We start from the raw sequence: 25278 nt of genomic DNA on the forward strand, positions 1-25278 counted from the left end.
AATGCGCACAGGTGCGCGCCGCGTGAACGGGGCGAATTTTCATGTATCTGGGATGCGGACTACCGGCGAACTGTTGCGCCTTCGTCGATCGGTCATGCCGGCTGTCTGGCGTCACGCGATTGCTTCATGCCCGGTCAGTACCGGTCGCGATGGCTACATCTAGGGGGTAAAACTTGAACAGATATTTAAGATTTGCCGGTTGCTGATCATTAACTGGCTTAAATATTACAAATGAAAATACCCGGCTCAACGCCGGGTATTGCAGGTCGCTTGAATACATTCAAAGGGTGCAGAAAGCCGCGTTTGCAGGCTTTTGCGACGCGAATCACTGTGCGGTCAAAATGCCCGCAAATTGCTCGACGGCCCAATCGACCTGATCGGCGGTTATCACCAGCGGCGGAGCGATGCGGATCGTATCGCCATGGGTATCCTTGGCGAGGATGCCGCGTTCCTTCAGCGCTTCGCAATACTTGCGGGCGCCGCCGGCTTCCGGAACCAGTTCGACAGCCAGCATCAGGCCACGGCCACGCACGTCCTTGATGATGTTGGAGCGGATGTCCTTGAGGCCAGCCTGGAAGCGGTCACCCATGCGGGCGGAATTGCCGATCATGTCTTCTTCGGTCAACGCCTTCAGCGAAGCGCGGGCAATGGCGCAGGCCAGTGGATTGCCGCCGAAGGTCGAGCCGTGCTGGCCGGGCTGCAAGACGCCGAGCACTTCGGAATTGGAGAGGACAGCCGACACCGGATAGAAGCCGCCGGACAAAGCCTTGCCGATCAACGTCACGTCGGCTTCGATGCCTTCGTGCTCTTCGGCGAGCAGCTTGCCGGTACGGCCAAGGCCCGTCTGGATCTCGTCGAGGATGAGCGTGATGCCGTGCTTGGAGCAGAGCGCACGAACTTCCGGGAAATAGCCCTGTGGCGGGATCATCACGCCAGCTTCGCCCTGGATCGGTTCGATCAGGAAGGCAACGGTGTTTTCATTGATGGCTGCGCGGAATGCTTCGATATCGCCAAACGGAACGGTCTTGAAGCCGGGTGCGAACGGGCCAAAGCCCGAGCGGGCATCCGGGTCGGTCGAGAAGCCGACGATGCCCATGGTGCGGCCGTGGAAGTTGTTGGAGCAGACGATGATCTCGGCCTTGTTTTCCGCAACGCCCTTGACCTCATAACCCCATTTGCGCACCGCCTTGACAGCGGTCTCGACGGCTTCGGCGCCAGAGTTCATCGGCAGGATCTTGTGGCTGCCGGTGAGCGCTGCCAGTTCCTCGTAGAAAGGGGCGAGCTGATCGTTGCGGAAGGCGCGCGATGTCAGCGTCAATTTCTGCGCCTGTTCCATCATTGCCGCCAGGATTTTTGGGTGGCAATGGCCCTGGTTAACGGCGGAATAGGCCGACAGGCAGTCGAGATAGCGATTGCCATCGAGGTCCCAGACATAGACGCCTTCGCCGCGCGACAGGACGACGTCGATCGGCTTGTAGTTATGTGCGCCCAGCCGGTATTCGGTTTCGATCAGTGCGTTGGTCGTGTTCATAGTTCCTCCGGTATTTTTGTTATTTGTTCTTGGCTCAGGCGCCTCGGGTCGGGCGATCGAGGATGCGGCGGCCGAACAGGCTTGCTGTCAGCTCGACGAGGATGCGGGCGCTCTTGCCGCGGTCGTCGAGGAAGGGATTGAGTTCCACCAGGTCGAGCGAGGAGACGAGGCCGCTGTCGCAGAGCATCTCCATGATCAGATGCGCTTCGCGGAAGGTCGCGCCGCCCGGTACAGTGGTGCCGACGCCAGGCGCCAGTTCAGGGTCGAGGAAATCGACGTCAAGGCTGACATGCAGCAGGCCGTTGGCGGCTTTGATCGTTGCGATGATCTCGTGCATAATATGCGCCATGCCGGTCTCATCAATGGCACGCATGTCATAGACGTTGACGCCGTGCGCGGCGATTTCCTCGCGCTCGCGGTCATCGACAGAGCGGATACCGACCTGGAAGACATTCTTCGGATCGACCATCGGGCGGTTCTGGTCGAGGATGGGCGCGAATTCGGCCTGGCCGCAGAAGAACGCCACCGGCATGCCGTGCATGTTGCCCGAGGGCGATGTTGCCGGCGAATTGAAATCGGCATGGGCATCGAGCCAGAGCACGAAAAGCGGACGGTTCTGTTCCTGGGCATAGCGCGCCATGCCGGAAACCGAGCCCATCGACAGGGCATGATCGCCACCGAGGATCACCGGGAACTTTCCGGCGCGGGCAGCCTGGTGCACCGCCTCGTCGAGCGCGCGGGTGATGGCGGCGACGATCTGCAGATTGTTGGCTTTCGGATGGTTCGGAAGGTCGCGCGCAGGCAAAGGCTTCAGGTCGCCTTCGTCGGCAACGCTGTGGCCGAGACCGGCCAGAATGGTGTCGAGACCTGCAATGCGCAGTGCCGCCGGGCCCATTGCAGCGCCTCTGCGGCCGGAGCCTTCTTCGAGTGGTGCGCCGATGAGCACGATGTTCTTCTTCGATTCAGCCATGGTCTTCCCCGCAAGCTCGCGTGATGCCGGTTTGCCCGGTTTGTGTGCGGATTATACGGATTTGTTCGTTGGCAAATAGATGGAAAACTGGCAAATAGATGGCAATAATTGACACTATGAGAAGCGTGGATGTACAGAATGATAAGTCTTGATGATCTCGACCATTCCCTGATCAGTGCGCTACGCCACAATGCTCGTACCCCCGTTTCATCCCTTGCCGTCACGACCGGCGCCTCGCGTGCGACCGTTGCCGCCCGAATCGACCGGCTGGTGGCATCCGGCACCATTGCCGCGTTCACCATCCGCACTGGGGCCGAGCTTTCTGGCAGCGGTGTGCGTGCGATCGTCATGATCGAAATCCACGGCAAAATGGCTGATCGCGTTGCGGCGCAACTGCGCGGCCTGCCACAAGTACGCGCCCTTCATTCCACAAACGGCCGCTGGGATTTCATCGCCGAGCTGGAAGACAAGGATCTCGGTACCTTCGACGAGACGCTACGGCTGATCCGGCTGATCGACGGGATCAACCTGACGGAAACGAACATCCTGCTGAAGACCAGCAAGATTTCGGCTGCGGTTTAGAGTTGGAGATATTGAGCATCGCCATCACGCGTCGCTCAATATTCCTTTTCATAGAAGATACCGCCGCCTGCGCCGCTCGCTCCTGCTTCGCCGCGCAGCTTGACGCCGCGGCCAACGTCGAGATTGATGATCGCCTTGCCGCCTCCGGCTTCCGCGCCCGATTGAAGCTCCAGATAGGTGCGGTCATTGAGGTACTTGCCTGCGGTGACGGTGGCGCCGCCGGTCGCATCGGTTGAGACATCGAGATCGTCCACACCCAGCTTGTTACGCAGGCCGCTGAGCAGCGAGTTTGAACCGCCGCCGGCCAACTCGCTGACGGCGCCTGCCAGCTGGGCGATCTGCAGGGCCGAAAGATTGGACAGCGACCGGTTGAAGATCAGCTGTGCCAGGATTTCGTCCTGCGGCAGGGCAGGCGACGATGAAAACGTGATGGCCGGATTGTTGGCAGGGCCCGCCACGTTGACGGTGATCGTCGTTGCCCCGGCGCTGGAGGTTGCGTCGAGATCGAGGGTAGGAACCAGATTGCCACCGAAACTGATCGTTCCATCGGCAAAGTTGAGGCGCTTGCCGAGAATTTCCAACCGGCCACGCCGCATCTCGAAACCGCCCGACACTGCCGGTTCCGCGGCAGTGCCGCGAATGGTCAGATCGCCGCCAAGCTCGGCATCGATACCACGTCCGCGAACGAACAGCTTGCTCGGCGCACTGACCGCCAGGTCGAAGGCGATGCCGCCGCTCTTGGTGCTGCCGCCGCTCGTTGTGTCGCTACGGACATCTGCCTGCATCTGCTTGACTTTGGCGGGGGCGTTCTTGTGCTTGATGTTGATTTCGGACAGCGATGCCGGCAGCTTTTCCGGGATGGTGATCGCGGCCTTCTGGATAGTGACTTTTCCGCCCAGCACTGGCGTTGCTGTGAGCGAGCCCTTGAGGGTCATCGCGCCATCGACGCTGGCTGTGAACAGGCTGCCGTCAACATAGGTCGCCTTGGCGAGGCGGATCGCAAGATCGGCCGGGAATCCGGAGCCGGGTGCGATGCCGACCGTGCCCGTCACATCGAGCGTGCCGCCGCTGGCAAGCTTGCCGGAAAACTTCTGGATATTCGCCTGCTTGCCGTCGAGCGCGACGTTGGCGGCAAGGTCGGTGACCGCGAGATTGTGGCGAACGTCGACAAAGCGTGCGCCGGAGGTGGTGATCGTGCCGGTGATCTGTGGTGCTGTCGCTACGCCCGTGATGGAAAGATCGACATTGGCGGCACCGGTCAGGGTGAAACCTTGCTCGGCCAGAAGACCGGCCGCAAGACCGAATGGCAAATTACCCGATGCCTTCATGTCGATCGGCTTGTTTCCGGTGATGCCGATTTTGCCATTGCCCTTGAAGGCAAGACCGCCGGCCCCGCTAAGCGTGGTATCGAGTGTCACGATGTTGTTGGCAAACTGGCCCTTTGCCGCGATGTCGAGGGCGCCGACGCCTGCAGATTTGGCCTGCGCAACCGCGGCGTTTGCCCAGCGCAGGTCGTAAGCCACTATGGGAGCGGCTGCGGTTCCCGTGACATCGACCTTACCGCTGATGGCGCCGTCTGCGCCCAGCGATGGCACGAATGTGTTGGCAAGGCTTGCGGGCAAGGCGTTGAGATTGACGTCGAGGTCCAGCTTCTCCCCAGCCGAGCCGCTCACCGCAATCGTGCCTCCCGAAGCGCCGATTGTCAGCTTCTGCAAGCTCACTTTGCCGTTCTCGATGGTGATCGTCGTGGGTGCCGACAGCTTTACCGGGATCTTCCGCGGGGTGGCAGTGAAGGACGCGAGGTTGACCGTCGTCTTACCGTTTGCCGTTTCGATAGCTGCGCGAAGGCTAAGCGGCGCGCCGTCATACTGGCCGTCGAGCGTCACGTCGGTCTTGCCGGCCGCTTGCGTGAAATCGAGCTTCAGGCCGCCAACACGGTTTTCTCCCTGCGCGAAAGTTTCGACGGATAGATTGCCCTTGATCGCCAGAGCCTTGAGGTCGGCGATGGTAATGTCGGCAACGGGCTTGGTGATGACGAGATCACCGCGCTTGATGCCCGAGCCGCTGGCCTTGAGTGCAATCGAGGTCTTGCCACCATCGCTGTTGATCGATGCCGATCCGGCAATGTCACCTGACGCTTTTTCGCCCGCCATGGCAGCAAGCAGCCCGACATCGGGGAATGTGAAATCGATATTACCCTGGGGCAGGAAGTCGGTGGTGAACTGGATTTTGCCGTTCAGCCTGTTGTCACCGACCTGCACCTGAAGCACCGGAACGCTGGTGCGCCCGTCTTCCGAGACAAGGTCCGCATTGACGTTGATGGCCTGGCCGCCAAGGGCGCCGGTGGCCTTGATCTTGGCTTGCGGATTTTTCGGATTGGCGGTCGCGTCGGCCGTAAGCTGGAGATCGCTTAGTGTCCGGCCAGCCAGTGTTGCACCACTCGAGGTGACTTCAGCCTTGATGCCGAGATTGTCGAGCGGGCCGGTGGCGTCGACCTTGAAGTCGGCGATGCCGCTCGCATCCGCCAGCACCTTGCCGAGATCGGGCAGGGTACCGGTGACTGCTGCTGTCAGGGTCCCCTCCTTGAGGCCAACGGAGCCTGCGGCCTGGATCGTTCCGGAATCGACGGCCAGTCTGCTGATATCAACCGCACCGTCTGCGCCGGTCGTTGCCATGCCGGATAGTGTTACCGGCGTGTCGAACTTGGGGGAAAGGGACGTTGGCAGGCCGGCCGGAAGAACGGACAGGTTGAACCCGGCATTCAGCGTCTTTGCGGCAATCTCGTAAGAACCGTCAACTGTGCCGCCGAGATTGCTGCTGTCGATGGTGACGGGATCGAAGCCGATCCGTGCTGGCGACACGTCCAGAACCGTTTCGACTTTCAAAGGCCCCTTGACCAGTCTGTCGAGGTCGGCGCTGGTCAGTTGGGTATTCCCGGTCTCAAGGCGGGTTTTGATCAGGCCGGTCTGGGTTGACAGGTTGAAAGCATCGCTATGGGCCGTGAGCGCGATTGCCTCGACGCGGCCTTGCGGAAGCGCCAACTGCCCGACTTCGGCGCGGATATCGAGCACGGCGGCTTGCATGCTGCCGGTGATGGACGCTGTACCCGCGTCGAGCACGATATGCGCTTCGCCATTTTCAAGCGGCAGACGTGCGTCGATCCCCGCGAGCGTCGCAGTGACGTCCAGCCTTTCGCCTGCACTGCCGTTGAGTGTCACAGTGCCGCCGGATGCGGCGATTGCGAGTTGCTGAAGATTGACCGCGCCTTTTTCGATGGTGATCGTTGTGGGGGCGGCGAGTTGCAGCGGGATTTTCTTCGGAGCGGCTGCAAATGACTGGAGATTGATTGTCGTCTTGCCGTCATTGCTCTGCAAATCGCCGCGCGCCGTCAGCGGCGCGGCATCATAGGTGCCGTCGAGGGCGAAGTTGGTTTTTGGACCCTGCTGTTCGAAGCCGAGCTTGAGGCCGGCAAGTCGCGTGTCGCCTTGGCTGACCTGTTCCACTGTCACCGCGCCCTTGATCGCCAGGGCTTTCAGATCGGCAATGGTGATGTCGGCGGCAGGTTTGCTGATCACCAGATCACCGCGGGTAATGCCAGAACCATTGGCCTTGACGGCAACCGACGTGATGCCGTTTTCCGACTTGATGCTGGCCGTACCGGTTAGGTCGCCGGACGCGGTCTGGCCTGCCATCGCGGCCAAGAGCCCGAGATCCGGGAAGTTGAAGGTGAGAGCGCCGTTCGGCTGCAGATCCTCTGTCAGATCCAGTGCGCCCGTCAGCGTGTTCTGGCCGATTGTCGCTTCGATAGAGGGAAGGCTGGTTGCGCCTTTGGCCGAGGCAATTTCGGCCTTTGCGTTGATCGTCTGTCCATCCAGCGAACCGGTGGCCGTGACCGTCGCATTGGGGCCGTTCTGGCCAACGGTCGCATCGGCATTGACGGCGAGATCGTTCAGGCTGCGTCCGGCAAGCGTCGCGCCGTTTGCCGTCACCTCAGCCTTGATGACCAGGGCGTCGAGCGGTCCACTGACATCCGCCTTGAAATTGGCGGCACCCTTGGCGTCTGCGAGGAACTTGCCGATTTCGGGAACGGTGCCGCTGACTGCGGCAGTCAGGTTTCCGGTTTCGAGTGCTGCCGATCCGGCCGCTTCGATGGTTCCGGACTTGAGGGCGAGATCGCTGACATTGACGCTGCCGTTTGCGCCGGTGCCGAGATTACCGGTGATAGCGATGGTTGTGTCGAATTTTTCAGCCAGCGCGGGCGGAAGGACGGCAGGCAAGGCGAAGAGCTTGAAACCGGTGGCAAGCGTGTTTTCGGCAATCGTGTAGGAGCCGGTCAGTGCGCCGCCGATGCTGGCGCTTTCCAGTGTCAACGGATCGAAGGAGACCGTTTCTGGGGTTACTGACAGTGTGCCGTCGATCTTGACCGGTCCCTTGACGAGACGGTCGACATCGGCGCTGACAAAGCGGGTTGCACCGGTCTCGATCGTGGTTTTCAGCGGCCCGGTCTTGGTCGAGAGGTTGAACCCATCGCTATAGGCATGCAGCCTGATTGCGTCGATCTCGCCCTGTGGCAGCGTCGCCTTGCCGATGTCGGCGCCGATGTCGAGTACGGCAGCTTGTGCCTCGCCGATCAGCGAGACGTTGGCATTGTTGATCGAAAACTGTGCTTCGCCTTTCGCCAATGGCAGGCGGAAGTCGATGGGGCCGTTCGTGCCGGTGAGGCTTGCCTGCAGGTCGTTCTGACCTGCCGTAGTGTACGTGCCAGAGGCTGCGAACGTGAATGCAGCGGTGGTGAATTTACCGCGCTGAATGCGCATGGTCGTGCCATCGATTGCCGCGGACAGGTCAATGTCCGTGGTACCTTCGAACAGCGGCCTGAAAGCGGCCGGCAGGAGATCGCTGAACGTGCCGCCACCCTTAAGAGCCAGGGTGCGGAATCCATCAGGAGCAAGCGTGTGCTCGCCGTCCAGTTTGAGCACTTCGTTGCCGTCGAGGGCAGCGGTAGCCTTGCCGGTCCATTTCGTCAGCGGCCCATCACCAGTTACGGAAATGCGGACCGCCGGCTCGCCGGGCAGGCGCATGGCCTTGGCCAGCAATCCACCCTTTGGCTCGTTGATAGTGGTTTCCAGCTTCAGTTCATCATTGGCCGGATTGAAGACGATATCGGCGATCGCCTTGGCGTCCGGCCGGTCGCGCTGGGCAACGGCAAGGGCTGCAGCAATGCTGGCATTGGTGGCGTTCAGCTTACCCTGCGCGTTGAGGAACTGATCGACGCCGGCAATGTCTTTGCCGATGACGATTTCTTCCAGATTGAAGGCATCGATCTTGACCTCAAGCGGCAGTGCAAAGGTCTCACGGACTTGTTTGGTTTCCTGCGAGGGAATCGGCAGCCGTTCAAGGCGCACGGATCCGGCCGACAGTTTCGCTGCATCGAAGCGTTTGGAAAACAGCGCCGTCGGCGACCAGTCGATCGCCACTTCGCGGATTTCCGCATAAACGCCCTTGCTGTCGAACAGCGTCACGCTGGAGGCGGTGAAATCGCCAGTCAGAAGTGCGCTGGGGTCGTTGATGCGAACGATCTGGTCCGGCGTGGATGCGTATTTCTCGATCATCGCAGCGACAAAGCGTGCTCCCGGGGCCGTGAAGCCCGCGAAAAGCACCAGAAGCACGAGGGCGACCAAGGCAAAGCCGAGGCCGTAAGCCAGCCAGCGCGACGCAATTTTCAGAAAACGGAGCAAACGATTCATAGTTCATCCATAGCGCAAGTCGCGTCGCGGTGAAATTGCGTGTCCCTGAAACCGGCTCTTTGCGTTCGGGTTCAGGTCGTGGTGATTGCCCGGAGCAATCAGAAGGATTGGCCGATGCCGGCGTAGATTCCGTATTTTGTGCCACCCGGATAGGCATTCAGCGGCACGGCGACATCCAGGCGGATCGGCCCGAACGGTGTATTGTAGCGCAGGCCGATGCCTGCACCGGCGCGGATATCGGAAAAGTCAGGCGCGGTCTTGGCCGATACGGTGCCTGCATCGATGAAGGGTACGATGCCAATTGTGTCTGTTATACCGATGCGCGCTTCCACCGTTGCATTGACATAGGAGCGGCCACCGAGGATTTCGTTGTCGCCGTTGCGCGGGCTGATCTCCTGATAGGAATAACCACGCACGGTGCCACCGCCACCGAGATAGAAGCGCCGGTTTGCCGGAATAGAGGCGAGCCCGTCGCCACCGGCAATCACGCCGGCGCCGAGCCTCCCGGCCAGAACGAAGCGGTTTTCTTCTCCGAACCCGACATAGGCTGCGGCCGATCCCTCAAACGAGCTGAAGAAGCTCTGGCCGTTGATCTCGTAACTCGGCTTGGCGTTGATCGAGGCGCGATATCCTGAGGCCGGATTGAGCTTGTTGTCGCGGGTGTCGCGAACGTATTCGATAGGAATCGATGCTGTCAGGTATTCGTTCTTTCCAAACGCATCCTCGACGTCGGCCCAGGCCAGTTCGCCGCCGGCCGATATCGTGTCAGTATCGGACAATTCGAACGTGGCCCCCGCCGCCGCCGTGAAGATTGTCGCCTTGTAGGCATCCGGATCGAGCAATTGTGCCTTCAAGCTGGCATTGAAGGTGGAGGCAGGCCCGAAGGCGCCGGGTTTGGCAAACAGCAGACCGGCCGAATAATCAAGATTGCCGATATCAGTGGTCTCGCCGATGCGGCTGACCGAGCCCTCGAGGCGCAGGGATTCGGCCCTGCCGAACAGATTGCGATGACCCCAATAGCCTTGGATACCGAAGCCATCGGTGGTGGAGTATTGCGCACCGGCGCCAAAATAGCGGTGCTTGCCTTCCGAAACTTCGATGGTCATCGGGATGGTGCCATCAGGAGCCAGCTCGTTCGCCTGTTTGATAGTGATCGAAGAAAACACGCCCAACTGCCGCAAACGGTCGGAGGCCTTGCGCAATGCTTCCGGAGAATAGGGCTTGCCGCCGTTCAGGCGGGAATAATCGGCCACAAAGCTCGGATCGACCGTCTTGGTGCCGTTGACGGTGACGGCGCCGACCGGTGCGACGGGGCCGCCTTCGGCTGCGATTGTCACATCGACGGTGTTGGTCGCGTGGTCGGCAACGACGCTGCGTTCGATCAATTTGGCGAGTGGACGGCCTTCTTCCTTGAGGTCTTCGACAACCTTCTCACCGGCCTTGATGATCAGAGTGGAGTCTGCCCGGGCGCCTGGCTTCAGATATTCATCAGGCTTGCGGCCGATAGCGTCTCCCTTGAGAACTACATCGCCGAAGGTGAAAACCGGGCCGGGTGTTACGGTGATTTCGACCGGCACCGGGGCGCCGTCTGGAAAGACGGGGTCAGGCGGCAGCGTGTCGATGTCCTGGCCATTGACCTTGACGGCCACCGTGCCACCATAGCGGGCCTGTTCGTAAAGTGCTGCCAGCAGCCGGTCGCGGTCGTCGCGGGCCTTGATGGCGAGGCCAAGATCGCCGGAAACCGGTTTGTCCTTGTCCTGGAACAGCCGCGAACTGTTTTCCAGCGCGCTCTTCAGGTCGGCGTCGCCGGTGGATTCATTCAGTGTCAGGCTGAAATTGACGGGATCGACGATATCGTTGGGTTCTTCTTCTTTTTCGAAAAACCGCATGCCGAAGATCTTGAAAGCATAGGCATCGCTGACCGACAGAGGCCCGCAGGCAGCCAGAGCCGCGACCGCAAAAGCAGCACCAATCTTCCGATACGCAACACTCATTGTCGGCAAACGCATAATTTCCGCATTCCGCTGTTCAGGCCACTCCGAACACCTGCCTGCCATCACGGCAGAGGTACAATCGCATGACAAGGTTTGCCGTTTGTTAATGATGACCCTACACAGCATTGGCCGGGGGATGAAGACTTTTGGCTTTCTTTTTTATGGAAAACCCCGGCCGGTGTGGCAGGAGGGAAACAAAAAACCCCGGATTTCTCCGGGGTTGAGAGTCAAAAAGCGGTGTGTTGCACCGTTTTTGCGACGCGGCCTGCAATCAACGCGGGCAGCTGTCGATGTAGCGGCGGCCGTAGCGATCGCGGTAGTAGCACTGGCCGGGCTGCTCGGTAACGTGACCGATGACAGCACCCGAAACGCCACCGATCGCTGCGCCAACAGCCGCGCCGCGAACGTCGCCGGTGATTGCGCCGCCGATGATGGCGCCGGAAACTGCGCCGATGCCGGCACCCTTTTCAGTCTGCGTGCAGCTCGCGACGGATAGAGCGAGCAAAACAAGCACGATGGCCTTCTTCATATGTTTCTCCAAATGTGGACGCGAGAACCGAGTTCTCGGCCGCCCGTTTCTCCCCAGGGATAGAAGATGGACTGTAAGGCCCCCCTCCGGTCGAACTTGCACCTTCGAAAGATAAATGCCTGTCTGTGAAAGTCTACAGATATCCTGCAAAATCCCCTCGTCGCAAGTAATGCTATTCAACCTGAACGGAAGCTGAAGGCTGTTCCTTGCGTGACAGGTCCAGCCGATGTTTCTCAGCTTTCCGAATTTTTCGCAGGATCGAAAGTAGCGGTTGCAGCAATCCGAAAAAAGACAAATGATGCGAATGCCGTAACGCTTTGAGGAGAAAGCCTGCGGTCCAGGCATGAGAGTTGACGCGGTTCTGTCGCGATAACGGATTTATCTGCCCGACAAGCCGCTCGCGTTGGCAAGACCAACCTCGGAGGAGCGATATGGCGAAAGTGAAAATGACGGTCAACGGCCGGCAGGTCGGCAGTGACTGCGAAGACCGCACCCTTCTGGTGCATTTTCTACGGGAAAATCTGGCTTTGACTGGAACGCATGTCGGCTGTGACACCACGCAATGTGGTGCTTGTGTCGTGCATATGGATGGCCGGTCGGTAAAGAGCTGTACCATCCTGGCTGCGCAGGCGGCAGGCTCGATGATCCTGACAATCGAGGGGCTGGCCGGAAACGGCGAGCTGCATCCTGTCCAGGCGGCCTTCAAGGCCAATCACGGTCTCCAGTGCGGTTTCTGTACACCCGGAATGGTGATGACTGCCGTCGACATGATCCGCAGGCACGGTGCCAATCTGGATGAGGCGACGGTGCGCTCGGAACTCGACGGCAATATCTGTCGATGCACCGGTTACCACAATATCGTCAAATCGATCCTCGCTGCCGCTGCCGAAATGGCCGGCGCGCAGCAAGCAGCCGAATAAGCAGCGGTCGAAGACTTAAGGTAGCCGGTGGACACGAAACGAACACGCTCTTGCAGCGTTGCCGTTTCGCTATTGCCGTCCAACGTCTGCCACGACCCGACCACGCAGAGATATCTCGGGAGGAGATGCAGCATGGGTGTTGAAGGCATTGGCGCAAGCGTTGCGCGAAAGGAAGACAAGCGATTTTTGACCGGCAAGGGCCGGTATACGGACGACATGAGCGTTCCGGGCATGAAATATGCGTTCTTCGTGCGCAGCCCGCACGCCCATGCACGGATCATAAGCATCGATATGTCTGCGGCCAACGACATGCCGGGGGTCGTCGGCATCCTCGAAGGCAAGCAGTTGGAGACCGATGGGATCGGCAGCATCATCTGCGGCTGGATGATCCATTCCAAGGATGGCTCGCCGATGAAAATGGGTACTTGGCGGCCTCTGGCGCATGAAACCGTGCGCTATGTCGGCGATGCCATTGCCGTCGTGGTTGCCGACAGTCTGGGTGAAGCGCGCGACGCGGCCGAAGCCGTGGTGGTCGACTATGACGTCCTTCCCGCTGTCACCGATGCCGTGAAATCCATGGAGCCGGGCCAGCCGCAACTGCATCCGGCAGCCCCGAACAATCTGATTTTCGACTGGGAGATCGGTGATGGTGCCGCGGCGGACAAGGCAATTGCCGAAGCCGCGCATGTGACCGAGATTACGTTGCGCAACAACCGTCTGGCGCCAAACCCGATGGAACCGCGCGCCACGCTCGGGATTTATGACAGCGCCGAGGATCACTATACCTGCTACACCACCAGTCAGAATCCGCATGTCGCCCGGCTGGTGATGAGCGCCTTCTACAATGTCGCGCCGGAAAACAAACTGCGGGTGATTGCGCCCGACGTTGGTGGCGGTTTTGGTTCGAAAATCTATATCTACCCGGAGGAGATCGTATGTCTCTGGGCGTCGAAGAAGACTGGGGTTCCGGTCAAATGGACATGCGACCGCACGGAAGCTTTCCTCACCGACGCGCATGGCCGTGATCACGTCTCGACAGTGAAAATGGCGTTCGACAAGGACAACCGCGTCATCGGGCTGAAGGTCGATACGATTGCCAATCTGGGCGCCTACATGTCGCTGTTTTCGTCCTGCGTGCCGACCTATCTCTATGCGACGCTGCTATCCGGCCAATATGCCATTCCGGCCATCCATGCCAATGTCCGCACGGTCTATACCAACACAGTGCCAGTCGATGCCTATCGCGGGGCGGGGCGGCCAGAAGCGACCTACCTGCTCGAACGGACGATGGAAACCGCAGCACGGGAACTCGGCGTTTCGCCGGCCGAGCTGCGGCGCAAGAACTTCGTGCGGACCTTCCCTTACCAAACGCCTGTGATCATGAACTACGATGCGGGAGACTATGAGGCTTCGCTGGAGGCGGCGATGGCATCCGCCGACTGGAACGGTTTTGCTGCCCGCAAGGCAGAGGCCGCCAGCCGTGGCATGAAGCGTGGTATCGGCATGAGCTGTTACATCGAGGCTTGCGGTATTGCGCCGTCGGCGGCGGTGGGTTCGCTCGGTGCGGGCGTCGGCCTTTGGGAATCGGCGGAGGTCCGGGTCAATGCCGTCGGTACCATCGAAGTGATGACCGGATCGCACAGTCATGGCCAGGGGCACGAAACGACCTTTGCCCAGCTGGTCTCGGACCGGTTCGGCATTCCGATCGACAGCGTCAACATCGTTCATGGCGATACCGACAAGGTGCAGATGGGCATGGGCACGTATGGCTCGCGTTCGGGTGCCGTCGGCATGTCGGCGGTCGCCAAGGCGCTCGATAAAGTGGAGGCCAAGGCCAAGAAGATCGCCGCCCATCTGATGGAGGCGGACGAAAGTGATATCGTCATCGAGAATGGCGAGTTGAAAGTGGCCGGTACCGACAAGGCACTGCCCTGGTTTCAGGTGGCGCTCGCGGCCTATACCGCCCACAATCTACCCGCAGGCATGGAACCGGGATTGAAGGAGGGGGCGTTTTACGATCCGGCCAACTTCACCTTCCCGGCCGGGTGCTACATCTGTGAGGTGGAGATCGACCCGGAAACGGGGGTGACCGATATCATCCAGTTCGTGGCTGCCGATGATTTCGGCAATATCATCAACCCGATGATCGTCGAAGGTCAGGTGCATGGCGGGATCGCGCAGGGGATCGGCCAGGCATTGCTTGAAAACGTCCACTACGACCCGCAGAACGGCCAGCTGATCACTGCAAGCTACATGGATTACGCCATGCCGCGCGCCGATGATCTGCCGTCGTTCAAGCTGTCGCATCAGAACACGCCGTGCCCGTCCAATCCTTTGGGGATCAAGGGCTGCGGCGAGGCGGGTGCCATCGGTTCGCCACCGGCGGTGATGAACGCCATAACCGATGCGATCGGCGATAACAGCCTGACGATGCCAGCCACCCCGCAAAAGGTCTGGGCTGCGCTCAACGCCGCCAACTGAGGAGGAAACGATATGTATGCAACCAATTACCATCGCGCATCCTCGGTTCAGGATGCGGTGAAGCTGAAAGCCGGTGCAGATGAAGGCAAATATCTATCGGGCGGTATGACGCTGATTGCCACCATGAAACAGCGGCTGGCGTCGCCGAGCGATCTCGTCGATCTCCGGCATATTCCCGATCTCAAGGGTATTTCCATCAACGGCAAGTCGGTGCGGATTGGGGCTGCGACGACGCATTTCGATGTGGCGTCTTCAGCCGAGCTGAAAGCCGTCTGTCCGGCAATCTGCGATCTCGCCCATCATATCGGCGATCCGCATGTACGGCATATGGGGACGATTGGCGGCTCGGTGGCCAACAATGATCCGGCGGCGGATTATCCCGCCGCTCTTCTGGCACTGGATGCCGTTGTTGTCACCAACGGCCGGGAGATCAAGGCGGCGGACTTCTTCACCGGCCTGTTCGAAACGGCGCTGGAGGAGGGCGAGATGATCGTCGCTGTGACCTTCGATGCACCGGCCAAGGCTGCCTATTCCAAGTTCCGGAATCCGGCATCGCGTTATGCCATGACCGGTGTCTTCGTGGCACGCCGGGACAATGGCGATGTGCGGGTTGCGGTAACCGGTGCTGGCGCCGATGGGGTCTTCCGGCATGCCGGAATGGAGGCAGCCCTTGCCGCCAACTGGTCACCGGATGCGCTTGCCGGGATCACGCTCGATCCGTCGGATCTGCTGGCGGATATCCACGCCAATGCGGAGTATCGCGCCAATCTGGTGAAGGTCATGGCCAAACGCGCCGTTGCTGGCGCGTGAGGGATTACCGCTGATCTATTTGAAACAGAATATAAGGACGGGAGGCCCCGTCCTTTTTGCATGGTCTTGACTCAGATCAAGGTTAAGTGGAATGAAATCCATGACGGATAGTTTGGAACTGTTCAAAATTAGGGGCCTTTTGCCGCACTTGGCCACGATAACCCTCTCAAAGGTTGACGCAGCCACGCTTTGGATCAAAAAGACGGCAAGGTTCTGGAGACAATGATGGATTTCGAGAGTTTCTTTAAGGGTGAGTTGGACGGCCTGCATCAGGAAGGCCGCTACCGTGTTTTCGCCGATCTGGAGCGCCAGAGTGGGCAGTTCCCCAAGGCGACCCGTTACAATGCAGCGGGCGAGAAACAGGACGTCACCGTCTGGTGTTCCAACGACTATCTCGGCATGGGCCAGCACCCCAAGGTCACCGAGGCGATGAAGCTCGCCATCGACCAGTGTGGCGCGGGTGCTGGGGGCACTCGGAATATTTCGGGCACCAACCACTATCACGTTCTTCTCGAGCGCGAACTTGCCGATCTGCACGGCAAGGAATCGGCGCTGTTGTTTACCTCCGGCTATGTGTCCAACTGGGCAGCGCTCGGAACGCTCTGTTCGAAGATTCCCGGTGTGATCGTCTTTTCGGACGCCGGGAATCACGCATCGATGATCGAAGGCATCCGCTACTCCAAGTGCGAGCGGGTCATCTTCAAGCATAATTCTCTCACTGATCTCGAAGCGAAGCTGAAGGCTGCCGATCCGCGCGCGCCAAAAATCATTGCATTCGAATCGGTCTATTCGATGGACGGCGATATCGCGCCGATCAAGGAAATCTGCGACCTCGCCGACAAGTACGGTGCAATGACCTATCTCGACGAAGTGCACGCCGTTGGCATGTACGGCGCGCGTGGCGGCGGCATTGCCGAACGCGAAGGTCTGATGCACCGCCTGACGGTCATCGAAGGCACGCTCGGCAAGGCTTTTGGCGTGATGGGCGGCTATATCGCCGCATCCACCGCGCTTTGCGACTTCATCCGCTCGTTCGCCTCCGGCTTCATCTTCACGACGGCGCTTCCGCCGGCACTTGCTGCCGGTGCGGTTGCCTCGATCCGTCACCTGAAGGAAAGCCAGGTCGAGCGCTTCGCCCATCAGGAACGGGTCCGCCGGCTGCGCAATCTGCTCGACAAGAACGGCATTCCGCACCTCAATAATGCCAGCCATATCGTGCCGGTGATTGTCGGCGATGCGGCGAAATGCAAGTGGATCTCCGATCTTTTGCTCGACAATTGCGGCGTCTATGTCCAGCCGATCAACTATCCGACGGTGCCGAAGAAGACCGAGCGTCTGCGCATCACCCCGACGCCGCTGCATTCGGATGCTGATATCGATCATCTGGTCGGCGCTCTGCATCAACTCTGGTCGCGTTGCGCGCTGGCAAGGGCTGTCGCGTAAGGGCTCTTGCGGAAGAATTGGCAAAGGCTTGAATTTACAATGCGGATTGTCGAAAGATGATCCGCATTTTTGATTCTGGACAGTCTTTCAGGAGTTCTCGCATGGGCATCGAGCACAGGCTCAATCAGGTGATCGACCGGTTTCTCGAATCCGGCAAAATCACCGGGGCGGTGGTTCTTGCCTATCAGCATGGAGAACCGCTTTTCCGCCGCGCCGCTGGCCTTGCCGACCGGGAAGCGGACAAGCCGGTTGAATTCGATACGATTTTCCGCATGGCGTCGCTGACCAAGCCGATCGTTGCGGCAACGGCGCTGGCGATGGTCGATCGTGGCCTGATGGACCTGTCAGACCGTGTTACCGACCATCTGCCCTGGTTCCAGCCGAAAGCCTCGGACGGCGGCAGGGCGGATATTACGGTCCATCACCTCCTGACCCATACATCCGGCCTAGCCTACGACGTGGCGCTTGAGCGTCTGCCCGAGGGGCAGGCCATCACTTGCGGGCTGCTCGATACGGACCTCAGTTATGAGGCGAATTTCGGTCGTCACAATGCCTTGCCGCTGGCTTTCCGCCCCGGAGCCGCATGGGCCTATTCCTTCGCCACGGATATTCTCGGCGCGGTGATTGCCAAGGTTCATGGCGGATCGCTGGAAGATGCCGTGGTGGCACACATTGCCGGTCCGCTTGGAATGGCTGATAGCCGGTTTCACGTCACCGATAGGACGCGGCTTGCCGTACCCTATGCGGATGCGCATCCTACTCCCGTACGAATGGGTGATCCCTATTTCGGGCCGGCAGATGCGGAATGGACGCTCGGGTTTTCGCCGTCGCGGATTTTCAACCCCAAGGCCTTCCAATCCGGTGGTGCAGGAATGGTGGGAACGGCTGATGACTTTCTTATTTTCCTGGAAACGTTGCGCACCGGCGGCGGTGCCGTTCTCAAGCCGGAGACGGTGGGTCTCGGTCTTTCCAATCGCATCGGGGAGCTGCTCTCGGACCCCGGTTGCTCCTTCGGTTACTTCGGTGCGATTATCGATAACCCCGATGAAGCAATGACGCCCCAGTCAACAGGCACTATCCGCTGGGGAGGCGTTTATGGGCACAGCTGGTTCATCGATCCAGCCAACGGGCTGACGGTGTTGAATATGACCAACAATGCGCTGGAAGGATGTATGGGCGAGTTCCCCGGCCGGATCGTCGAGGCAGTCTACGCGACGTAGTCTGCGCTCAGGCGGCCGCCGCCTTGCGTTCGACGATCGTTTTTGCGATGCGCCGGGCTTCAGCATCGACGGAAAACACGTCGTCCATGCTGGATGCGGCAGAAGTGGTGATCATCGCCTCCATGACCGTCTCGGTGATCTCGGCCATTTGCAGGAAACCGACATTCCCTTCGATGAAAGCCTCCAGCGCCACTTCCTTGGCGGCATTCAGCACAGCGCTCTGCATGCCGCCGCGTTCCATGGCCAGTCGCGCAAGACGTAGCGCGGGGAAGCGCTCTTCGTCCGGCGCCTCGAAATCGAGCCGGGAGAGTTTTGCGAAATCCAGCCGCTCAACATCGAGCGCCGGTCGCGCCGGATGCGATAGCGCATAGCCGATGGCGGTGCGCATATCCGGGCAGCCGAGCTGTGCCAGCACCGAACCGTCGCTATAGCCGACCATCGAATGGATGACCGATTGCGGATGGACGATCACTTCGATCTGGTCCGGCCGCATGCCGAAAAGATGCTTGGCCTCGATCATCTCAAGCGCCTTGTTGAACATCGACGCGCTGTCGATCGAGATTTTCAGGCCCATCGACCAATTGGGATGGGCGCGGGCTGTTGCGGCGGTGACGTCGCGCATTTCTGTAAGCGTTGACCGACGAAACGGGCCGCCGGATGCCGTCAGGATGATCCGCTCGACGGCATGGCGCTGATGTTCTTCCAATACCTGATAGATGGCGTTGTGCTCGCTATCGACCGGTAGCAGCTTGCCGCCACCGGCATGGACGGCGCGCACGAAGAGATCGCCGGCCGAAACGAGGCATTCCTTGTTGGCGAGCGCGATGTCGGCACCGCGCCGTGCTGCAGCCAGTGTCGGCGCAAGACCCGCCGTGCCGACGATGGCGGCCATGACCCAGCCGGCATCCCGCTGTGCTGCCTCGATCAGGCCGCTACGGCCGGCCGCGGCTTCGATACCGGTTCCGGCCAGTGCCGCCTTGAGATTTTCGTACTGGCTTTCATCGGCCGTAACGGCGAGCTCGGCACCCGAGGCTTTTGCCTGTTCGGCAAGCAGCGCTATATTGCCATTACCGGTCACGGCGGCAATTTCGAAAGCTTCGCGGCCACCGAGCTGACGGATGACGTCAAGCGTGTTGGTGCCGATCGAGCCCGTCGAGCCCAGAATCGTCAGGCGGCGTTTGTCAGATGCGCCGGAGGTCATGGCCAAGTCCCGTGGTTTTTGTTGTTTCACGCTAGGCTCTACAGGTGAAAGCCGATGTCAACAAGGGTAGCTTCGCTCCGGGTGGTGGCGATAGGGTCGCAGGTGCTGCGAATCACTGGCCGCAGGTGGCAAGGCGCAATCCGGCGTTTGCCGGAAAGGACGTTCCTTATGCTGAAGCTTGCACTGTTTCTTTCCTGTTCCTGCGTGCTGATCGATGCCACGTCGGTTTCCACTGTCGCGGCCGAATCGGTGCCGAACGAGCTGGTCGGCACATGGCTCGCCGAAGATATCGGTGGCGGCGGCGTCATCGATTATCTGCAGACGACGCTGGAAATCAACGATGACGGCACCTATTCCGGTTTTGCTGGCTGCAACAACTACACCGGTACTTTCGACCTGAAGGGCGGGGAGATCCTGTTCGGTCCGGCGGGCGCGACACGCAAGATGTGCGTGCCGGCGGTGATGGACCAGGAGACCAAGTTTTTCGCGGCCCTGAAGACCGGGTTGTCCTGGAAGATCGAACAGACAAAGCTGGTGCTTATCAAAGCCGATTCGAAGGCGGCCCTGCGGCTTGCCCCGCACACGGTGTCGTCAGACGTTCTCATCAATATTCCCGGCGCCCGGGCAATCGACCGGCAGGCGGTTCGCTACGACTGCGCCGGTCAATCCGTCGCCGCCGAATACATCAATGCAGGACCTGTCTCGCTGGTGACACTCACCATCGGCAGCGAGTTCGTGGTTGCGTCAAACGTCATCTCGGGATCCGGCGCCAAATATGCCGGCGGGCAATATGTCTGGTGGACGAAGGGCGACGGGGCGACGTTGATCGACACCATGAAGGGCGAGGATGACGTTGGGGTCTCCTGCTCCAAAGTGGAGTGAGCGGCGTCCACAGGTGGTGGGTGCCTATTTCAGATCGACGGTCACGCTGTCGATCCTGCCCTGGAATTTGAAGGGCGGAGCATAGCTCTCATCGATCGGCGAGCCGTTGTCCATGCCGATATCCTGGCCTTCAAAGGCGGAGTAGAGTTGCGGCACGGTTCGCTCGACCCTGCCTTCGCCCACCGATTTGCCGTTGACCGATAGCAGGAGACGCCCGCCCTTTCCGCGGCCACCGCCATCATAGGTGAAGTCCATGGCAACGGTCGCCTTGCCGGCCGGCAGTGGATCAGACGATTCGATCCGGTAGCGTTGCAGGCCGAGGAAGTTGTGCTCCGCCACAAGCTTGCCATTCTGAACGAAGAAACCCCAACCGGCCGTAAAGCCGCCTTGGGTGAACAGCATGCCGTCCGGTTTGTCCGCGTGTATATCGATATCGGCGGTGATCGTGAACGAGCGGTCGACGAGCACCGGTGCGCTGCCGAGAAGAACGCCTGTCAGGTTGCCGGGATATTCAAAATGCTTGCGGCCGATGGTCGGGTTCGGCCGGCCCATCGCCTCGTCCGATGAGCGTTCAAGCGAGCGCCAGTCGATCGGCAGCACATTGTATTTGGCTGCTTCAGCCCAGAAGAGGTCTTCCATCTCCTTGAGCTTTCCAGGATTTGCGGCGGCGATGTCGTGGGCCTGCGAGAAGTCCTCGTCGATCTTGTAGAGTTCCCATTTGGCTTTATCGATATCGAATTCCGGGCGCAGCAGCACCCAGGGCTGGAAGGTGATCGAGGAGGCCATCCAGCCGTCGTGATAGATGCCGCGATAGCCCTGCATCTCGAAATACTGTGTCTTGCGATGGCTGGCGGTCTTGGCGCCGTCAAAGGTGTATTCCATGCTGACGCCCTCGATAGGCTTTTGCGCAACACCGTTGACCATCGTCGGCTGCGGCAGGCCGGCTGCCTCAAGGATCGTCGGTGCGACGTCGATGATGTGCTGGAACTGTGGCCGCAGTCCGCCCTTGTCCTTGATCCGGGCCGGCCAAGAAATGATCATCGGGTTGCGGGTGCCTCCGAAATGGGACGCAACCTGCTTGGTCCACTGAAAGGGTGTGTTCATCGCCAGCGCCCAGCCGACCGGGAAATGATTGTCGTATTTCTTCGACCCGAGATCGTTGATGGCCGGGAGCATGGTTTTCCATGTCATCGGCACGGAACTGTAGGCCGCAATTTCATTCAGCGTTCCGTCGAGACCACCTTCCGCCGACGCGCCGTTGTCGCCCATGATGTACATGATCATGGTGTTGTCGCCATTCGGCATCTTGCGGATCGCATCGACGACCCGGCCCATTTCGTGATCGGTATAGGCGCCATAGGCGGCGAAGACCTCCATCATATGGGCATAGAGGCGCTTTTGATCGGGCTCGAGGCTATCCCAGGCCGGAATGCCTTCGGCGCGGGCGGTGAGCATCGTGTTTGCCGGAACCACCCCGAGCGCCTTCTGCCGCTCCAGGGTCTGGGCGCGATAGACGTCCCATCCCGCATCGAACTGTCCCTTGAACTTGTCGATCCAGTCTTTTGGCGCATGGTGCGGCGAGTGTGTGCCGCCGGGCGCGAGATAAAGGAAATAGGGCCGCTGCGGGTCGATCGCCTGCTCGGATCGTATCCAGTCGATCGACCGGTCGGCGAGGTCGGCGGCCATATGATAGTTCGGGTCGGCGGAGCGCGGCACGGGTGTGTGGTTCTCGAACATCAGCGGTTCCCACTGGCTGGCATTGCCGCCCATGAAGCCGTAGAAATAGTCAAAGCCATAGCCGCTGGGCCAGTGATCGAAAGGACCGGCCGGGTTCTGCTCCCAGGCGGGCGTATTGTGGTTTTTGCCGAACCACGCCGTCGCATAGCCGTTGAGACGCAAGGTTTCGGCTATGGTTGCCGTGCTCTTCGGCAGAATACCGGTATAGCCATCGTAACCGTCGGTGATCTCGCTGATCACACCAAACCCGGAGGAATGGTGATTGCGGCCTGTCAGAAGCGCGGCGCGCGTAGGCGAGCAGAGCGCCGTCGTATGGAATTCGTTGTAGCGCAACCCTTCGGCCGCCAGTTTGTCTGCCGTTGGAGACGGCGTGCCCCCGCCGAATGTGCTGAACTGGCCAAACCCGGCATCATCGAGCAGGATGACAACCACGTTCGGGGCGCCCTGTGGCGGCCGGACCGGGCGCGGAAATTGCGGCAGGTCGGAATCCTTGAAGGTTCGCCCGACCTCTCCCTGAAACGTTGGTTCAGAGAACGGCAATACGACCGGGGCCTTCGGCGTCGCCGCGTCATCCGCCTGTTGGGCCGAAAGCTTGGTAGGCAGCAACGCCGTTGCCGAAAGCAAGAGGGAGGCCACCAAAGACCGCTTCGATATCATGATCACCGCTCCACTCAGAGTTTCGTGCACGCAGAAAATGGCAATGGGATGCCGTGAGTAAGTACGTAACAGTAACAATTGCCCGTTTTTGGTGCCGATGTATCGCCGGAACGGGTGGCTCCTTCAAAGCGCGCAGTTTTTCGGCGTCGTGATGCCGTTCAGGTGAAAATGGCTGGTAACATGGGCTTTCCAGCGCGCTGGATCATGCCGTGTGTGGGCGCGAGCATCGCGCCGGTGGTGGTCGAGATGGAAGCCAATCCGGGTGGCCAACGTTCCGGCCAGCTCAATCAGGGCCGTTGATGCCTCTGTCCCTGCAAGTATTCAGCGATCCTTGCGGCAATGAACACGGCATGGTCGGTCACCTGCGGCAGCCCCATTAACTCGCCGAACGTGCCGCGCGCCAGGGGGCCGGCGATCAGCAAGGAAGGCGTCACGCCCGCCACCGGGCCGATGGCTTCCGAGTTTCGGGTGCAGGATAGCCCAAGGCCGGTCGGATCGAGTTCGAGATAGCCGTTTTGCGAGAGTTCGGCGAGGAACGGCTGGCTGCCAAGAATGCCGCCATGACCAGGGCCGGTGGTAACGACGATGGCATCGTAGGTTCTTTCTATGGTCGCGGGACACCGCCGGAGACGCAGCGTACAGTGGACCGCATCCGCCTCGATACGGCTTGCCGCAACCGACCCGGCCAGGATTTCAAGACGCCCTTCGGCGATCGCCGTATCGAGCGCTGCTTCCACCTGCGGCGCGACCCGAAACCGGTGCACATCCCAGAACGGCCGCAAATGCCGGACGATGCGCCGCTGTTCCACCAGTGGGAGAATTTGCCACAGCGCCTGTCCCTGCGCCCGAACCTGATCAATAACACCGTGCCAGGTCCGGCCGTCAAGCGCCGCTTGCCGGATCGCACTTCGAATACTTTTCAGCAGGGCCTGTGCGGTGAAGGCTGGCTCCGTAAGGAAGTCCCCGGAGGGATCCTGCGCCACCCGCGCATGGCCGCGAGAACGCAGTCCACGACGTGAAATCGCGGTGACCGGGCCGTCATGGCCTTTGAGAGTGAGTGCGGCGATCACATCGGCTGAGGTCAGTCCGTTGCCAACGACAAGCACCCGGTCCGATGGGCGGATGGCCGCAAGCGCATCTACTCTGGTTGGGTCGGGTATGAAGCGGGGATGGTCCTTCAACACGGCTTGAAGCTGGCCGGGTGCCACCGGCGGCGGGTGGCTGGTGGCAATGACGACGATGTCAGCCTTGGTCTGTGCGCCGTCGTCACTGACGACCAACCAGCGTTGCCCATCGCGCAGGACATGAGCGACTGTGGAGCGGCGATGCTGGACGGCACCGCTGGTAACAAGCGGTTGCAGCATCGCACTGACATAATCGCCGAATACACTGCGGCGGGGAAACAATGCGCCATCGGGCCGCAGGGCATCGTCATCGCCTGATGTTGCCGATTGGTCGGCGATCCAGCGGAGGAAATGATCCGGTTCGTCGGTCAGAAGACTCATACGCCCGGCCGGCACGTTGATGCGGTGAGCGGGTTCCGCCGTATCGTAGGCAAGGCCCTTGCCAAGGCTTTCACGCGGCTCGAACACGATGATTTCCGGCGCCAGAGTCTGGTTCGTCAGCGCGAGATGGAAGGCCGTCGCCGCGCCCGACACACCGCCGCCGATAATGGCGACGACCGGCCGTTGCGAGCCCGCCGGTGCTTCGTCTGAGACTGCGCCGGGTACTGTCATCTGGTTGACGATCAACTGGTTCATGACACCTCACCGTCGGGCCGTTTGATAGTCTATAGTTTTTATCAATATTATTCGACGGTCAAGCCTTTACCGTGGCGACGAACCCTGCCGGAGGTCCCATCGCGGTTTTCAGGACTTCTCGTCCAGCGCCACGAGCACTCGCGTCAGCAGCTCTTCCTCGTCGCGAACACCGTGGCGATAGAGCGTCAACACCAAGGCCGCCACCGGGTCGTTAGCGTCGCTGTCGGGAGCAATGTTACGGGCTGACCTTGCTCTGTCAAAAACACGCTGGCACAGCTGGACGTGATCGGGGAGCATCGGCTCGTTGCGCCATTTCGTCATACTTCGTCTCCTGTTGCCGGCTGGCACGGACCTGCCAATGCCGTAATCCAACAAGGCTTACGCTTCGCTCAGAGGTGCGGCGCGTCCTTGAACGATACGAGTGACGATTGATTGTGGCGGTTTTTTATCGCTGCGGGATCAGGCCGGCGCTGCGGCAGTGGCGGGGTCCATCATCGGTACGGCAGCGTTCAGATCGTTGTCGGCATATTTGATCACGAGGATGCTGAGAATCGACCCGACGATCACGAAGACAACGGCGCGCATGGTCATTTGCATTGTGCATTTCCTGTTTAAGCATGCCTTGAAACGTGTGGATCGGCGGCTTGTTCCGAAAGCGCTGGCTACAAGGCCTTATCCGGGCGCGGCATCACGTCCTGCTGGTACCGGGAAGACGATAATATTCCCTTTTTCCGATAGGCGGTTGGTCGAACGCTTGCTGGCAGCTTATGATGCAAATACATCAGATTGACGGAATGAAGAGCAGCCGGGGGTC

General features: G+C 60.3%; 18 protein-coding genes. 8 read left to right on the forward strand and 10 right to left on the reverse strand.

From position 1 onward, the window contains the following. Window positions 1-325: 325 nt before the first annotated feature. Complete coding sequence (gene rocD / locus R6X40_RS28260) at window positions 326-1531, reverse strand: ornithine--oxo-acid transaminase (RefSeq protein WP_318418142.1); 1206 nt, start codon at window positions 1529-1531, stop codon at window positions 326-328. Between the two features lie 34 nt (window positions 1532-1565). Next, the gene (gene rocF / locus R6X40_RS28265; RefSeq protein WP_318418144.1) at window positions 1566-2501 is read right to left on the reverse strand and encodes an arginase; all 936 of its coding nucleotides are present in this window, start codon (window positions 2499-2501) and stop codon (window positions 1566-1568) included. Between the two features lie 138 nt (window positions 2502-2639). Here rocF and R6X40_RS28270 point away from each other — a divergent pair, with 138 nt between their 5' ends. Further along, window positions 2640-3083, forward strand: coding sequence for an Lrp/AsnC family transcriptional regulator (locus R6X40_RS28270; RefSeq protein ID WP_318418145.1), 444 nt, complete (start codon window positions 2640-2642; stop codon window positions 3081-3083). Window positions 3084-3118: 35 nt separating this feature from the next. On the opposite strand, the gene R6X40_RS28275 is transcribed toward R6X40_RS28270, so the two are convergent. The 3 genes from R6X40_RS28275 to R6X40_RS28285 all read right to left on the reverse strand — a co-directional run bounded on the left by R6X40_RS28275 (window position 3119) and on the right by R6X40_RS28285 (window position 11353). Continuing rightward, window positions 3119-8830: a translocation/assembly module TamB domain-containing protein gene (locus R6X40_RS28275; RefSeq protein ID WP_318418147.1), complete on the reverse strand. Its 5712-nt coding sequence runs from the start codon at window positions 8828-8830 to the stop codon at window positions 3119-3121. 98 nt (window positions 8831-8928) lie between these two features. Continuing rightward, window positions 8929-10839, reverse strand: coding sequence for an autotransporter assembly complex family protein (locus tag R6X40_RS28280; RefSeq protein WP_318418149.1), 1911 nt, complete (start codon window positions 10837-10839; stop codon window positions 8929-8931). A 256-nt stretch (window positions 10840-11095) separates the two neighbouring features. Next, a complete protein-coding gene (locus R6X40_RS28285) occupies window positions 11096-11353 on the reverse strand; it encodes a glycine zipper domain-containing protein (protein WP_037097462.1) in 258 nt (85 codons plus the stop codon). Between the two features lie 431 nt (window positions 11354-11784). Between R6X40_RS28285 and R6X40_RS28290 the strand changes: the two genes are divergently transcribed. The 5 genes from R6X40_RS28290 to R6X40_RS28310 all read left to right on the forward strand — a co-directional run bounded on the left by R6X40_RS28290 (window position 11785) and on the right by R6X40_RS28310 (window position 18227). Then, window positions 11785-12273 carry a (2Fe-2S)-binding protein gene (locus R6X40_RS28290; protein ID WP_318418152.1) on the forward strand — a complete coding sequence of 163 codons (489 nt, stop codon included), beginning with the start codon at window positions 11785-11787 and terminating at the stop codon, window positions 12271-12273. Window positions 12274-12405: 132 nt separating this feature from the next. Continuing rightward, window positions 12406-14754 (forward strand): xanthine dehydrogenase family protein molybdopterin-binding subunit, encoded by a 2349-nt coding sequence (locus R6X40_RS28295; protein ID WP_318418154.1) that lies wholly within the window; start codon window positions 12406-12408, stop codon window positions 14752-14754. 12 nt (window positions 14755-14766) lie between these two features. Beyond that, window positions 14767-15564, forward strand: a complete 798-nt coding sequence (locus R6X40_RS28300; protein ID WP_318418156.1) for a xanthine dehydrogenase family protein subunit M — start codon at window positions 14767-14769, stop codon at window positions 15562-15564. Between the two features lie 225 nt (window positions 15565-15789). Then, window positions 15790-17007: a 5-aminolevulinate synthase gene (gene hemA / locus R6X40_RS28305; protein WP_318418220.1), complete on the forward strand. Its 1218-nt coding sequence runs from the start codon at window positions 15790-15792 to the stop codon at window positions 17005-17007. 101 nt (window positions 17008-17108) lie between these two features. Continuing rightward, window positions 17109-18227, forward strand: a complete 1119-nt coding sequence (locus R6X40_RS28310; protein WP_318418158.1) for a serine hydrolase domain-containing protein — start codon at window positions 17109-17111, stop codon at window positions 18225-18227. 7 nt (window positions 18228-18234) lie between these two features. Here the strand turns inward: R6X40_RS28310 and dxr are convergent, their stop codons facing one another. After that, complete coding sequence (gene dxr, locus R6X40_RS28315; protein WP_318418159.1) at window positions 18235-19428, reverse strand: 1-deoxy-D-xylulose-5-phosphate reductoisomerase; 1194 nt, start codon at window positions 19426-19428, stop codon at window positions 18235-18237. A gap of 168 nt (window positions 19429-19596) precedes the next feature. Here dxr and R6X40_RS28320 point away from each other — a divergent pair, with 168 nt between their 5' ends. Beyond that, window positions 19597-20310 (forward strand): META domain-containing protein, encoded by a 714-nt coding sequence (locus R6X40_RS28320; protein ID WP_318418161.1) that lies wholly within the window; start codon window positions 19597-19599, stop codon window positions 20308-20310. 24 nt (window positions 20311-20334) lie between these two features. Here the strand turns inward: R6X40_RS28320 and R6X40_RS28325 are convergent, their stop codons facing one another. After that, entirely contained in the window at window positions 20335-22704 is a 2370-nt protein-coding gene (locus R6X40_RS28325) for an arylsulfatase (protein ID WP_318418162.1), read from the reverse strand. Window positions 22705-22872: 168 nt separating this feature from the next. Here R6X40_RS28325 and R6X40_RS28330 point away from each other — a divergent pair, with 168 nt between their 5' ends. Then, window positions 22873-23004: a hypothetical protein gene (locus tag R6X40_RS28330; RefSeq protein ID WP_318418165.1), complete on the forward strand. Its 132-nt coding sequence runs from the start codon at window positions 22873-22875 to the stop codon at window positions 23002-23004. Here R6X40_RS28330 and R6X40_RS28335 read toward each other — a convergent pair. The 3 genes from R6X40_RS28335 to R6X40_RS28345 all read right to left on the reverse strand — a co-directional run bounded on the left by R6X40_RS28335 (window position 22992) and on the right by R6X40_RS28345 (window position 25061). Continuing rightward, complete coding sequence (locus R6X40_RS28335; RefSeq protein ID WP_412178477.1) at window positions 22992-24464, reverse strand: FAD/NAD(P)-binding protein; 1473 nt, start codon at window positions 24462-24464, stop codon at window positions 22992-22994. The two genes, R6X40_RS28330 and R6X40_RS28335, sit on opposite strands and share 13 nt — an antisense overlap. 108 nt (window positions 24465-24572) lie before the next feature. Next, window positions 24573-24785, reverse strand: a complete 213-nt coding sequence (locus tag R6X40_RS28340) for a hypothetical protein (RefSeq protein ID WP_318418167.1) — start codon at window positions 24783-24785, stop codon at window positions 24573-24575. 138 nt (window positions 24786-24923) lie between these two features. After that, entirely contained in the window at window positions 24924-25061 is a 138-nt protein-coding gene (locus R6X40_RS28345) for a hypothetical protein (RefSeq protein ID WP_318418169.1), read from the reverse strand. Window positions 25062-25278 lie beyond the last annotated feature (217 nt).

Source organism: Rhizobium sp. PL01 (genome assembly GCF_033447125.1).
In the GTDB taxonomy this organism is placed as follows: Bacteria; Pseudomonadota; Alphaproteobacteria; order Rhizobiales; family Rhizobiaceae; genus Pararhizobium.

Coding starts and splice junctions, on each gene's coding strand:
- rocD (WP_318418142.1), bottom strand. CDS start 1,531: ATGAACACGACCAACGCACTGATCGAAACCGAATACCGGCTGGGCGCA.
- rocF (WP_318418144.1), bottom strand. CDS start 2,501: ATGGCTGAATCGAAGAAGAACATCGTGCTCATCGGCGCACCACTCGAA.
- R6X40_RS28270 (WP_318418145.1), top strand. CDS start 2,640: ATGATAAGTCTTGATGATCTCGACCATTCCCTGATCAGTGCGCTACGC.
- R6X40_RS28275 (WP_318418147.1), bottom strand. CDS start 8,830: ATGAATCGTTTGCTCCGTTTTCTGAAAATTGCGTCGCGCTGGCTGGCT.
- R6X40_RS28280 (WP_318418149.1), bottom strand. CDS start 10,839: ATGCGTTTGCCGACAATGAGTGTTGCGTATCGGAAGATTGGTGCTGCT.
- R6X40_RS28285 (WP_037097462.1), bottom strand. CDS start 11,353: ATGAAGAAGGCCATCGTGCTTGTTTTGCTCGCTCTATCCGTCGCGAGC.
- R6X40_RS28290 (WP_318418152.1), top strand. CDS start 11,785: ATGGCGAAAGTGAAAATGACGGTCAACGGCCGGCAGGTCGGCAGTGAC.
- R6X40_RS28295 (WP_318418154.1), top strand. CDS start 12,406: ATGGGTGTTGAAGGCATTGGCGCAAGCGTTGCGCGAAAGGAAGACAAG.
- R6X40_RS28300 (WP_318418156.1), top strand. CDS start 14,767: ATGTATGCAACCAATTACCATCGCGCATCCTCGGTTCAGGATGCGGTG.
- hemA (WP_318418220.1), top strand. CDS start 15,790: ATGGATTTCGAGAGTTTCTTTAAGGGTGAGTTGGACGGCCTGCATCAG.
- R6X40_RS28310 (WP_318418158.1), top strand. CDS start 17,109: ATGGGCATCGAGCACAGGCTCAATCAGGTGATCGACCGGTTTCTCGAA.
- dxr (WP_318418159.1), bottom strand. CDS start 19,428: ATGACCTCCGGCGCATCTGACAAACGCCGCCTGACGATTCTGGGCTCG.
- R6X40_RS28320 (WP_318418161.1), top strand. CDS start 19,597: ATGCTGAAGCTTGCACTGTTTCTTTCCTGTTCCTGCGTGCTGATCGAT.
- R6X40_RS28325 (WP_318418162.1), bottom strand. CDS start 22,704: ATGATATCGAAGCGGTCTTTGGTGGCCTCCCTCTTGCTTTCGGCAACG.
- R6X40_RS28330 (WP_318418165.1), top strand. CDS start 22,873: ATGGCTGGTAACATGGGCTTTCCAGCGCGCTGGATCATGCCGTGTGTG.
- R6X40_RS28335 (WP_412178477.1), bottom strand. CDS start 24,464: ATGAACCAGTTGATCGTCAACCAGATGACAGTACCCGGCGCAGTCTCA.
- R6X40_RS28340 (WP_318418167.1), bottom strand. CDS start 24,785: ATGACGAAATGGCGCAACGAGCCGATGCTCCCCGATCACGTCCAGCTG.
- R6X40_RS28345 (WP_318418169.1), bottom strand. CDS start 25,061: ATGCAAATGACCATGCGCGCCGTTGTCTTCGTGATCGTCGGGTCGATT.